Raw genomic sequence first — 13281 nt, forward strand, 5'->3', positions numbered from 1 at the left:
AACCTTATCTCGCGGTGAGCACGCTGCGCACCCGTTGCGTCAGGGCTTCGGGGCTGTAGGGCTTACTCAGCAGGTGAATGTCGGGGCTCAGCAAGTGATTGCTGGAAAGAATGTCGCGAGTGTGGCCGGAGGTGAACAGTACCGCCACGCTGGGTTGTTGTGCACGGGCCCAGGCGGCCAGGTCGGTGCTTTTGACGCGGCCAGGCATGACCACGTCGGTAAAAATCAGGTCTGGCAGCAATCCGCCTTGCAAGGCCTGCATGGCGCGGTCGCCGTCTTCGGCAGTGAGTACGGTGTAGCCCGATTGCTGCAGCAATTCGACCACGGTCAGGCGCACGCCTTCGTTGTCCTCCACCACCAGGATGGTTTCCTGCCCGCCGGTGTGGGGCAGTTGATCGATGTGCACGTCCAGGCTTTCCGGCTCCAGGCTGTGGGGGAAATACATCTGCACCACCGAGCCCTTGCCCTCCTCGCTCCACATCTCCACGTGCCCGCCACTCTGGCGCACAAACCCGAACACCATGCTCAGGCCCAGGCCGGTGCCGTGGCCTTCACGCTTGGTGGTGAAGAACGGCTCGAACGCGCGCTTGAGGGTCAGCGCCGACATGCCCACCCCGGTGTCGGTGACCGCCAGGCGCACATACTCCCCAGGTTTGATGCTTTTGCCCGCACAATCGCCGGGGTTGAGGATGATGTTTTCACCTGTGATGCGGATCACACCCTCGCCTTTCATCGCGTCGCGGGCATTGATCGCCAGGTTGAGCAGCGCGTTCTCCAACTGGTTGCGATCGACGTTGATAAGCCAGGCGTCCTCGGGCATTTGCACGTCGATATGAATGGTTTCCCCCAGCGCCCGTTGCAGCAACTCACCCAGGCCCGCATAAATGCGTTGCGGGTTGTGCACCGCTGGCGACAGCGGTTGACGCCGGGCAAACGCGAGCAGTTGCGCCGACAGCTTGGCGCCGCGTTCCACCGCCGCAATCGCCGCCGCCACACGGCGCTGCACCTGGGCATTGTCCGGTTCATGGCGGGCCAGCAGGTGCAGGTTGCCGGCGATCACTTGCAACAGGTTGTTGAAGTCATGGGCCACGCCACCCGTAAGGCCGCCAATGGCTTCCAGCTTCTGCGACTGGCGCAGTTGCTCCTCGGCGGCGGAGCGCGCCTGTACTTCGGCGGCCACGCGCTGTTCGAGGTTGTGGGTGAGTTCCTGGCGCACCCGCTCGGACTGCACCAGTTCGGTGGTCTCCACCACAATCGCCAATACGCCCGCCGGTTGCTGGTTGTCGCCGGCGACCGGGCTGTAATAGAGGTCCAGCCACACGGTTTCCGGCAAACCGTTGCGCAGCAGCACCAGGTCCTTGTTGTTGAACGACAAGGTGCCGCCCGCCAGGCAGGTGTCCACCACGTGCCGGTTGAAGTCGGCGACTTCCGGCCAGCCCAGCTCCACCGGCGTGCCCAGCAGGTACGGGTGGCGACCGCCGGCGAACCGCGAATAGCTGTCGTTGTAGATCATGTAACCCAGGCGCCCCCACAGCATCACCATCGGCACGGGGGACGCCAACATCATCTGTACGTTGCAGGCCAGGCTGGTGGACCAGCGGTCGATGGGGCCCAGGTCGGTGGCCGACCAATCGAAGGCACGGATCCGCTGGGCCATTTCACCGGCCCAGCCTTCACAGCCATGGGGGTTGGATAAAAACTGCATCGGTTGGCTCAGTACGCAAAGAAGACATCGGCAAGTTTTGGAGCGCAGCAAACTTAGATGGTTTCAACCTATGTACGTTAGGCGTTAAACAACGCACCTACCACCCGTCTCAGTGAAAATCCCGACTGCGCACGTGAATCCCTTCCAGCAGCGGTGTCAGGTCGGTCAACCGCCCGGCAATCAAGTGCCGCACCTCGCCCACCGCTTCCCAGCGTCCGTCCACTTTCAGCAGCCGCGACCCCACCAGTGCCTGGCGTTGGCGCTCGGCCAGGTCGCGCCAGACCACCACATTGAGGTTGCCAAACTCGTCCTCCAGGGTGACGAAGGTCACCCCGCTCGCCGTGCCTGGACGTTGACGGCCGGTCACCAGACCCGCGACGCTGACATTGCGCCCATGCTCCACCGCCATCAGCTCCCTGGAGCTGCGGCAGCGCCGTCTGCGCAATTCATCACGCAGCAACGCCAGCGGATGCGGGCCAAGGGTAGTGCCGACGGTGGCGTAGTCGGCCTGCAAGTCTTCCCCCACCGTGGGCGCGGGCAGTTCCACCACGTCTTCATCCGGGCTGGGCAAGCCGGCAAACAACCCGAGTTGCTTGTGCACCCCGGCCACCGCCCAGCGCGCCGTGTGCCGGTTGCCCGCCAAGGCGCGCAAGGCACCGGCATCCGCCAGCAACGCCTGGGCACGGGCGTCCAGGCCTGCGCGCTCGTCCAGGTCAGCAATATCGTTGAACGGGCGACGTTGACGCGCCGCTTCGATGCGCCGCCCCTCCTCTTCGCGAAACCCCGCGATCATGCGCAAGCCCATGCGAATCGCCGGCTGCGCGCCCTCGATAGGTTCCAGGCTGCAATCCCAGTCACTGGCCTGCACATCCACCGGACGGATCTGCAACCGATGTCGCCGCGCATCCTGCAGGATCTGGTCCGGACTGTAGAACCCCATGGGCCAGCTGTTGATCAGCGCACAGGCAAAGGCCGCCGGTTCATGGCACTTGAGCCAGCAACTGGCATAGGTCAGCAAGGCGAAACTGGCCGCGTGGGACTCCGGAAAGCCATAGCTGCCAAAGCCCTTGATCTGCTCGAATATCTGCGCGGCGAACGCCTCGCTGTAGCCGTTTTTCAGCATGCCGGTGCGCAGCCGTTCCTGGTGCGGCTCCAGGCCACCGTGGCGTTTCCAGGCGGCCATGGAACGGCGCAACTGGTCCGCCTCGCCGGGGCCGTAATCGGCAGCGACCATGGCGATCTGCATGACTTGCTCCTGAAACAGCGGGATGCCCAGGGTCCGCTCCAGCACCGCTTTCAATTGCGGCGAGGGATAGGTGGTCTCTTCCTCCCTGTTCCGCCGCCGCAGGTATGGATGCACCATGCCACCCTGGATCGGCCCCGGCCGCACGATCGCCACCTCGATCACCAGGTCATAAAAAGTCTTGGGCTTGAGCCTGGGCAACATCGACATCTGCGCCCGCGACTCGATCTGGAACACGCCGATGGTGTCGGCCTTGCTGATCATCGCGTAGGTCGCCGGGTCTTCCTTGGGAATGGTCGCCAAGGCCAGGTCGAGGTGACGATGGCGGCGCAGCAGATCGAAGCAGCGGCGGATCGCGCTGAGCATGCCGAGGGCGAGAATATCCACCTTGAGCAGGCCTACCGCGTCGAGGTCGTCCTTGTCCCATTGAATGATGGTGCGCTCGGCCATCGCCGCGTTTTCCACCGGCACCAGGGTGTCCAGCGGGTATTCGGAAATCACAAAACCGCCAGGGTGCTGGGACAGGTGCCGGGGGAAGCCGATCAGTTGCTGGGTCAGTGTGAGTACCCGACGCAGCAGCGGGCTGTCGGGGTCGAAGCCGCCTTCACGCAGGCGCTCAAGTGGCGGCGCAGCGTCGCTCCAGCGTCCGCAGCAGTCAGCCAGGGCGTTGATCTGATCCGGCGGCAAACCCAGGGCCTTGGCCACGTCACGCACCGCGCCGGCGGCATGGTAGCTGCTGACCACCGCCGTCAGCGCCGCGCGGGTACGGCCATAGCGCTGGAACACGTACTGCAGCACTTCTTCGCGGCGCTCGTGTTCGAAGTCCACGTCGATGTCCGGCGGCTCATTGCGCTCTCTGGACAGAAAGCGTTCGAACAGCATGTTCATCAGGCTCGGGTTGATCTCGGTGATCCCCAGGGCGAAACACACCGCCGAGTTGGCCGCCGAGCCCCGGCCCTGGCACAGGATCGAACGGCTGCGGGCAAAACGTACGATGTCGTGCACGGTGAGGAAGTAGCTTTCGTAGCCCAGCTCGCTGATCAGCTCCAGCTCGTTGTTGATCTGCTGCAAGGTCTTCGCATCCACGCCCTCTGGCCAGCGCCGGGCGATGCCCTCTTCGGTCACGGCGCGCAGCCAGGAGCGGGCGTCATGGCCTGCGGGCACCAATTCGCGCGGGTAGTGGTAGCGCAACTGGCTGAGGTCGAAGGTACAGCGCCGGGCGATGGTTGCGGTTTCGTCGAGCAAGGCTTGCGGGTACAACGCGGCCAGGGCGTCGAGGCTGCGCAGATGCCGTTCGCCATTGGGATGCAGGCGCGTGCCGGCTTCGGCCACCGGCACGTGATGGCGGATCGCGGTCATGGTGTCTTGCAGGGCGCGGCGGCCACGGGCATGCATGTGCACATCGCCACAGGCCACGGCAGGCAGTTGCAGGCTGGCGGCCAGTTGCAGGCGCTGTTCCAGCAGGCGTGCATCGTCCTGGCCGCAATGCAGCTGCACCGCCAGCCACAGGCGTTCGGCGAAGGTGCGGCGCAGCCATTGGATCTCGGCCTGGGTGGTGCGATCTTCGGCGATCCACAGTGCCAGCAGGCCGGGCAGCGGCTGGTCGAAATCCTCTTGCAGCAGGCGGTAGCGGCCCTTCTCGGCACGCCGGCGGGCCACCGTGATCAAGCGGCACAGCTGCTGGTAACCGCTGAGGTTTTCCACCAACAGCACCAGTTTCGGGCCGTTCTCGATGCGCATCTCGCTGCCGATAATCAGCGGCAACTGTACCGCTTTGGCCGCCTGCCAGGCGCGCACAATGCCCGCCAGGGTGCATTCATCGGTGATCGCCAGGGCGCTGTAGCCTTGGCGTTTGGCGCGTTCGAACAACTCCAGCGCCGTAGACGCGCCGCGCTGGAAACTGAAATTGGACAGACAATGCAGCTCGGCGTAACTCATGCAAACCAGCCTTGCAGCCACAGCCCATCGCGCTGGCCCACGGTGCGGTAGGCCCAGCCTTGTTGACCGGCACGGGTCTGGATCAGGTAGTAGTCGCGGCGGATGTCGGCGCCGTCCCACCAGCCGGATTCGATGCGCTCCGGGCCCATGAGGATCTGGATGCCCGGCTCGGCCAGCAGGGTCGGTTCGCTCAGCAACCAGCCGGGGCGCCGGACGTTGTTCAGGGGTGGGCTGGGGCGACTGTCGGCCGCCGCTTGCCAGGCGCATTCGGGGCGATGGTCGGCGTGAAAGCGCAGGCCCTGCACCGCGTCATCCCCCAGCCGGGCGCGCAGGCGTTCGCGCAGTTGCTCCCACGGCAGGGTCTGTTGCGGGCGGTCGTCGAACAGGTCCTGGCGCTGTGGCACGAACACCGGCAGGTCCTGGGCCACCAGGCGAAAGCCGCGCACCGGGGATGTCACCTGCACTTGCTCCAGGCGGCCGCGCGCCAGTTCGAACAGCATCGCCGGTTCACGTTCGGCACTGAGCAGGCCGACCTTGATCACGCTGTCGGGGGCCTGGGCATGCTCCAGGTGCAGGTCGAAACGCTGCACGCCACTGTCGCGCCCACAGAGGAAGGCGGACAGATCGCCGGTCAAGCGCCGCAACGGGAACAGCAGCGCCTGGTGGGATTGCACGTCGAAATTCAACTCGATGCGCACATCGAACTGATCCGGCGGTTGATAGAACGCCAGGGCCAGCGGGCGCTGCCCGGTCAAGGCATCGAGGTGTTTGAGCAGGCTGGCATCAAACCGCCGCGCCAAGGTGTGCCGGGGCAACGCCTGCACCTGGGCCAGGGTGCGCAGGCCCATGCGCGACAAGGCCGTGGCCGCTTGCGGGTCGAGGCCGGCGCGGTCAATCGGCAGCGGCGCCAGGGCTTGCATCAAGGCGCGGTCATCGGCCACCGCCAGGCCATCGTAGAGATTGGCCAGCACCCGCGCCGCTGCCGGGTTGGGCGCGGCGACGATGCGGTGACGAAAACCCAGCTCGGTCAGTTCCTGGCGCAAGCGCGCTTCGAACTGCGGCCACGGACCGAACAAGCCCAGGCTCGACTCGATTTCAAACAACAAGGCCCGCGGGTAATACAGGCTGACCTGGGAGCTGAACCGATAGGCCCAGGCTGCCAGGAATTGCTGCCAGCGTTCGATCTCGGCGGGGTCGTATTCGGCGCTGGCAAACGTCTGGACCAGGGCATGGGCGGCGGTCAGGGATTGTCCAGGACGCAGCCCCAACGCTCGGGCCGCATCATTGACGGTTTGCAACACGCGCCGCTGCGGCGTGCCGGCCAACAGGGCCAGGGGTTGGTCCGGCTCGGGGTGCGCACGCTGCACCCCGTCCAGCGCCAATTGCGGAAAGACAATACACACCCAGCGCATGCCAACCTCAGTGCCCGGCCAGGGCAATCGGCGCCGGGTGGGCCAGGCCGCCGCGGCACTTGAGCACCCGCACTTGCGCGGGCTTCGCTTCAACCGCCAGGCGCAACGCGGCGGGCGATGAGTTGATCGCCTCGTTCAAGGAGCGCCAGGCGAACGCCAGGGTCTGCCCGGTTTCCGCCGCCACCTGCAAGCGCCGCAGCGCACGGTCATCGGCCTTGCGCGGCCAGCACAACACCGCGCCGCAACTGCCGGAACGCAAACACTGCTCCACCGCCCACAGCGCATCGCGCTCCTCGGCCTGGATCACCGAGAGCAAACGCAGATCCACCCCGGCGTTCTGCCAGGCATGGGGATACGGCGTGTAGGGCGGCGCCACCAACACAATGCGCTCGCCGGCCTTTGACAAGCGTGCCAGGGTCGGCAGCACCAACTGCAACTCGCCGACGCCCTCCTTGGCCATGAGGATTTCACTCAACGCCGCCTCCGGCCAACCGCCGCTGGGCAACACCGCGTCCAACCCCGCCAGCCCGGTGGGATGCACGCTGGACGGTGGCGCGGCGGGCCGGCCTTTCCACACGCGGCCGCCATTGAACAGCGTGTCCAGCGCAACGACGGCACCCATCAGCCTTGCCTCACCAGGCCGCAGAACACCCCTTCGATGGCCAGGTCGCGGTCGGGCCCTACCACGATCGGTTGATACGCGGGGTTGCGCGGCAACAGGCGCACGCTGTCGCCGCTGCGTTCGAAACGCTTGATGGTCACTTCGCCGTCCAGGCGCGCCACCACAATCTGCCCGTTCAAGGCCTCGGCACTGCGGCGTACGCCGACCAGATCGCCGTCAAGGATGCCGTCTTCGATCATCGAGTCGCCCTGCACCCGCAGCAGGTAATCCGGGGTTTTGCTGAAGGTGGCTGGGTCCAGTTGCAGGCGGCTGTGCACTTCGGCATCGGCGCCGATGGGCAAGCCTGCGGCCACCCGGCCGAGCACCGGCACATCCAGCCACTCCGGGCGCGCCGGTTGGTTGAGCAAGCGAATACCACGCGCCTGGTTCGGGTTGACCTCGATAAAACCGGCCTCGGTCAACGCCAGCACATGCTTGCGCGCCACGCTGCGCGAGGCAAAACCGAAGGCCTCGGCGATCTCGGCGAGGCTGGGGGGCTGGCCTTGTTGCGCGATACGGTCGCGGATAAAGGTCAGGATGGCGGTGCGGCGGGGAGTCAGAGTCGTCATGGAGTACATTTGTACTCCTGTGAGAAATTTCTGACAATAGCCACCAGTCGAGTGGCATCAGACCCGCCCTGTCGAAACCTCCCACGCAACCGCCGGATTAGCTCTACTCCCCTGCTTTGAGAACCTCTGCAAAGTCCTTCGCCTGATTTTCACCATGCGAGGGATTGCAGATGGATGTTGTTTTGGATGCCCTGATCAAGGGGGCCGTGTCGTGATTTCCGCTACCAGCCAGGCGATTGGCTACCTGGTGCTGGCGGCCATGGATGCCAAATCGCGGGACGTCGACGCGGTTATCAGCGATTTCAACCGCTGCCTCAATACCTATGACGCCTGGACGCAAAGCGCCTTCAGTGTTTCGGCGTTGGAGGTTGAACAGGTATTTAAAGTCGGCAACGAGGTGGCACTCGTCGAACCCGCCAGCCGCTCCAATCTCCCCAGCAGCACCACCGCAACCTGCCCGGCCAATGGCACGTTGACCCTGGTGCACATGTTCCAGACTGCGCGATTCGTGCCCATCGGCAACACGCCGGTGATGCTGCAACGCGTTGATCCCAATGGCGGCCCACTGGGCGAGCCGATTCACAAGACCATCGGCCCCAGCGGCATCCTCGAAATCACCGAGTGTGAGCGCAACCAGCGCTACAAGGTCAGCTTCTATCCCAACCTCTCCACGGCACATTTCAAGGCGCTGTACGCCTCGTATCAGGCAGTGATCGCGCCGCTGGAAGACTGGCTGCGCAGCGAATGGAAGACCACCTTCAAACCGCTGTGGAAGGACTACTCCGAAGCCAACTTCCTGCAGCGCTACCTATCGCTGCACGAGGCCTATGCACGCGGGTTTGGCGAGGCACTGTATTCACTCTGGGACACCCTCAAGCAACTGTTCCAGTGGCTGGCAGACCCGCTGGCCCACGCCGAACAACTGTTGCATTACCTGACCGACCTCCAGTTCGAACAGCTGCTGAAAGCCGGCACCGACGCCATCGCCAAGGGTTTGCTGGTGTTGAGCGACGAGCCGCTGCTGTTTGTTTATCTGTCGGCGCTGGTCAGTTGGATGCGCCTGCTGCCCCCGCCGTATATGAACGAGCTGCTGGGGGAGATCGGCGCCGAAGTATTGATCAATCTGGTGCTGTGCCTTGCGACTGGCGGGATGGGCGTGGTGGTGCGCATGAGCGCGAAGGTGCTGGGCGGTATCAAGTCCCAGCGGGCGCGCAGTTGGTTGGAGCATGTGGCTGGGCAGTTCGGTAAGTCTCGGCTGGCGGAGCATGTCGAAGCAGCCAAACCGGTGTTGTTGGGCAGTCCGGCGACGCCGATTTCGGGGGTGCCGAGTGCGCAGTTGAAGGCCGGGACCGAGCTGGTTTCCAACCCGGTGACGGCGGTGCGGAGCAAGTCCAGGCAGCACACGACGTTGGTGCGGCAGGAACCTGTCGATGATGTGCCCGCTGCGGGCAAGAACCCCAACGGCGATGCCGCTGCGGCTGCGGATAAAACCGCGACCCATGGCTGCCCGGTGTCAATGGTCACCGGGGAGGAGTTGCTGACCCTCACCGACGGTGTGCTGGACGGGGTGTTGTCGTTCGAGTGGACGCGGCTGTATCGCACCAGTGCCGTGGAAATGGACTGCGGGCTGGGGTTTGGCTGGAGTCATGCGCTGGCCCACCGGCTGGTGGTTTCCGGTGATTCGGTGGTGTGGACCGATCATGAAAACCGCTCGACGCTGTTGCCCTTGCCGACGGCCTCTCGGCCCGCGATCACCAATAGCCTGGCCGAAGCGGCCATTTATTTGGGTGATTTGCCCGGTGAATGGGTACTGGCCCAGGCCTCACGTTTCTACCACTTTCAAGACGGTTTGCTGACAGCCATCAGCGATGCGTATGACAACCGGCTGCGCATTTGCCGGGATGTGCTGGGGCGCATCGAGCGGCTGGACAACGGTGTCGGCCGTTCGCTGCTTTTGCGCTACGCCTCGCACCGCATTGTTGCGGTGGACTACCAGATTCAGCGCGCCGAGGGGGCTGGCCCCTACGTTTGGGTGACAGAGTACAGCGTTGTCTCCTACACCTATGACGACATCGGCCGGTTGGTTTCGGCAACCAACGCCGTAGGCGAAAGCGAGGTTTATCGCTACGACGACAACCACGTCATTCTTGAACGTGGCCTGGCCGGTGGGGCGAGTTTCTTCTGGGCGTGGGAACGTTCCGGCAAGGCGGCGCGCTGTGTCCGGCATTGGGCGAGCTTTTCCCAGATGGACACGCGCTATGCCTGGGACGACGACGGCCGCGTCACGCTGTTCAACGCCGATGGCAGCCAGGAGGTTTACGTCCACGACGGGCGTGCACGGCTGGTGCAGCGGGTCGATCCGGAGGGCGCAACGCACTACAAATCCTACGACGACAAGGGCCGCCTGACAGTCGAGCAGGACCCGCTCGGCGCGGTGACCGCCTATCAATATGACGACGCCGGACGCCTGGTCGCGGTGTTTCCCGGGGATGATCAACCGACTTCCTACGAGCATGACAACGGCTTCGTACGGGTAGTCCGGCGTGGCGACGCGGTTTGGAAGTACGAGCGTAACGATCAGGGCGATGTCACCCGCCGGACTGATCCTGACGGCCATGTCACGGACTACAGCTACAACAAACATGGGCAACTGACGGGGGTTTGGTATCCCGATAACAGTTGCCATCGGCTGGTGTGGAACGAGCGCGGACAGCGGGTTGAAGAACAACTGCCAAACGGCGGCATCAAGCGCTATCGCTATGACGACGTAGGCCGCCTGGTCTCCCGCGAGGATGAACATGGCGCGCTGACCGGGTATCAGTGGGACAGCGTGGGTCGGATGATTCGCGTGGTACTGCCGAACGGCGCCACCCGCGAATACAGCTACAACGCCTACGGAAAAGTCACCGCCGAGTGCGATGAACTGGGGCACATCACCCGCTATGAATATGCGGATGGCCTGCACCTGATCAGCCGGCGGATCAACGCCGATGGCAGCCAGGTCAACTACCGCTACGACAACACCCGGTTGCTGCTGACCGCGATCGAAAACGAAGCCGGTGAAACCTATGGGTTGCAGTACTACCCCAACGGCCTGATCCAGCAGGAAATCGGCTTTGACGGCCAGCGCACGACATATGCCTACGACCTCAACGGCAACCTGCAAGAAAAGACCGAACACGGCGATGACGGCAGTCAGCTGATCACCCGTTACGAGCGCGACTTCGCCGGGCGCCTCGTACGAAAAACCCTGCCCGACGGCGGTGTAGTGGATTACGCCTACGACCCCCAAGGCAACCTGCTTAGCGTCGACGACGGGCACTGGGCGCTGGCCTACGAGTACGACGCACAAAACCGACTCACTGCCGAACACCAAGGCTGGGGCACCTTGCGCTATGCCTACGATGCCTGCGGCCACTTGCACCACCTGCGCCTGCCGGACAACAACCGGGTGGTGTTCAACCGTGCCAAGGGGGGACACCTTTCAACCGTCGAGTTGAATGGGCAAACGCTCACCTCACACCTGTTCAAATCCGGCCAGGAACGTCAACGCCAGCAAGGCCAACTGCTAAGTCACTACCACTACGACGACCAGCAACGGCTACATGCCCACACCGTCACCCAACAGCAGAACCACCTCTACCGGCGGCAGTACGACTACGACAAATCCGGCAACCTGAACCGCGTTCTCGACACCCGCAAAGGCGAACACCACTACAGCTACGACCCACTCAATCGCCTCACCCGCGCCGACCATTCCCAGGACCACCAGGAACGTTTCGTACACGACCCGGCCGGCAACCTGCTCATGCAAAACCGCACCGGCCCGGACGTGGTGGCGGGCAATCGGTTGATGATCCAGGGGGACCGGCACTACGACTATGACCCGTTTGGCAATTTGATCCGTGAGCGTCGCGGCAAGGGTCAGCAGCTTGTCACCGAGTATCGCTACGACTGTCAGCATCGATTAATCAGCGTCACCACCGCCAACGGGAAAAGCGCCAGCTACCGCTACGACCCGTTTGGCCGACGCATCAGCAAAACCGTTGAAGGCGTGACAACGGAGTTCTTCTGGCAAGGCGACAAACTGATCGCCGAACACCATGCGGAGCGGCATCGCAGCTACCTCTACGAACCGGACAGTTTTCGCCCGCTGGCCCTGCTGGAAGGTTTCGGTCCTACAAAAACCAAGCCTTACCACTACCAACTGGACCACCTTGGAACACCCCAAGAACTGACAAGCGCCGACGGCGAAATCGTCTGGTCTGCGCACTACCGTGCCTACGGGGAAATAGCCCGTCTCGATGTGGGAATAATCGATAATCCGCTGCGTTTCCAGGGCCAATATTTCGACGCGGAAAGCGGGCTGCACTACAACCGGCATCGCTACTACAATCCGGATATTGGGCGTTATCTGACGCCGGACCCGGTGAAGCTGGCGGGTGGGATTAATGGGTATCGGTATGTGCCCAATCCTACGGGGTGGGTGGATCCGTTAGGGTTGAGTAAGTGTCCGGGCGGCGATGGATGTAAACCCAAAGCTGAAGCAGTAGCCCCCACGGAAGCATCAACAGTAAACAAGGGGGAGCCTGGACAACCTACAAATAGCACCGAATATCTATATCGTGGAGACGACAAACAACCTGAACATGTTTTTCAATATGGGTTCAAGAGCAAGGGCGATAGCAATGACTTGTATTTACACGCCTTGGATAGCAACAACCCCCCAAGCAACTTCATAAGCACGTCTCCATCTAAAATGATCGGAATCGATTTTGCGACTAGATACGGAACTCAAAAGGGGTTTCTCTACGCACTGAAAAAAATTCCCGGAAGAGACGTAAATAAAGAGCTAGGAAAACTCGCGCCTTTTGACGCGGAAGCAGAGATTGCTATACAAAGCAAAATCGACACAAAGGACATCTTGGGTGCAACCCCCATTAAGCGTGACGGCAGCTACGTGGGCTATTCGATTCCGAACCCAAATAGGAGCACAAAATGAAAACACAAAAAGTCAAAGCCATAATAAACGGAATGGAAACATACGTAACCTTCAAATATGACTCTGGTCATGGGAAGCTGAAATTTTCTGAAGCAGATAACTTCTCCAAGATTTACGAAGCGGCAGATATATACATTTGCCTGGCAAAAGTCAGGGCCGACTTCCCTCACATACAATTCCTATGCAAAGGAGCAAAAATAAACGTTAAACCGTCGAGCATGGCCTCACAAATGAGTGGTGGAATGGTCGCATACGAATTAACCCTAGGAAAACGCACAACGCGAAAAGACTTAGTTAATATATTCGACTATGAGGTTGACAACCTCACGAATGATCCAAACGAGCAGGATAAATTCTATAAAAAATGGATAACTTCGATAGGTGCCGATAGAGTTGACCCTCCAGAACAGAGTGTCAACGAAAAAAACTAACTACAACCCTTCTCAGTTTACAAACTCGCTATTGAAGCGATGGCGAGAAGACCTGCCAAAAACCAGCCAAGAAGACCCATCAACCTGGTAACACCACCAAACCTGTAGTGAGCGAGCTTGCTCGCGCTGGGTCGCGCAGCGGCCCCCACCCCAGGCAACGCGTTTTTCAATCAGGTCCGAGTCGTGCTTGTTGGGGCTGCTGCGCACAGCGCGAGCAAGTTCGCTCACTCGAATAAGGTTTGAAAGCCATCCAGGAGATAAAGGCCCCTATGCGCCAAGACATCATGGAGAGCACTACCACATAGAACTCATTGAGCTTG

General features: G+C 62.2%; 7 protein-coding genes. 2 read left to right on the plus strand and 5 right to left on the minus strand.

Features of this window, described 5'->3' with window-relative positions; translation table 11 throughout:
* Positions 1-4 precede the first annotated feature (4 nt).
* From AC3ISR_RS15830 to lexA, 5 genes are all read right to left on the minus strand, one after another.
* Positions 5-1705 (minus strand): ATP-binding protein, encoded by a 1701-nt coding sequence (locus AC3ISR_RS15830; protein ID WP_463984620.1) that lies wholly within the window; start codon positions 1703-1705, stop codon positions 5-7.
* 109 nt (positions 1706-1814) lie between these two features.
* On the minus strand, positions 1815-4886 hold the full coding sequence (locus AC3ISR_RS15835) for an error-prone DNA polymerase (RefSeq protein ID WP_463984621.1): 3072 nt from the start codon (positions 4884-4886) through the stop codon (positions 1815-1817).
* Positions 4883-6298 carry a Y-family DNA polymerase gene (locus AC3ISR_RS15840; RefSeq protein ID WP_192300807.1) on the minus strand — a complete coding sequence of 472 codons (1416 nt, stop codon included), beginning with the start codon at positions 6296-6298 and terminating at the stop codon, positions 4883-4885. The genes AC3ISR_RS15835 and AC3ISR_RS15840 overlap by 4 nt, the downstream gene beginning before the upstream one ends.
* A gap of 7 nt (positions 6299-6305) precedes the next feature.
* Positions 6306-6920 (minus strand): translesion DNA synthesis-associated protein ImuA, encoded by a 615-nt coding sequence (gene imuA, locus AC3ISR_RS15845; protein ID WP_192300806.1) that lies wholly within the window; start codon positions 6918-6920, stop codon positions 6306-6308.
* Positions 6920-7537 carry a transcriptional repressor LexA gene (lexA, locus tag AC3ISR_RS15850; protein WP_192300805.1) on the minus strand — a complete coding sequence of 206 codons (618 nt, stop codon included), beginning with the start codon at positions 7535-7537 and terminating at the stop codon, positions 6920-6922. The genes imuA and lexA overlap by 1 nt, the downstream gene beginning before the upstream one ends.
* A 250-nt stretch (positions 7538-7787) precedes the next feature.
* Between lexA and AC3ISR_RS15855 the strand changes: the two genes are divergently transcribed.
* Together AC3ISR_RS15855 and AC3ISR_RS15860 are read left to right on the plus strand one after the other, a co-directional pair.
* Positions 7788-12530, plus strand: coding sequence for an RHS repeat-associated core domain-containing protein (locus tag AC3ISR_RS15855; RefSeq protein ID WP_489324849.1), 4743 nt, complete (start codon positions 7788-7790; stop codon positions 12528-12530).
* Positions 12527-12961, plus strand: coding sequence for a hypothetical protein (locus tag AC3ISR_RS15860; RefSeq protein ID WP_192300710.1), 435 nt, complete (start codon positions 12527-12529; stop codon positions 12959-12961). Before AC3ISR_RS15855 ends, AC3ISR_RS15860 begins: the two co-directional genes overlap by 4 nt.
* The last annotated feature ends 320 nt before the right edge of the window (positions 12962-13281 follow it).

Source organism: Pseudomonas sp. GL_117, assembly GCF_057835125.1.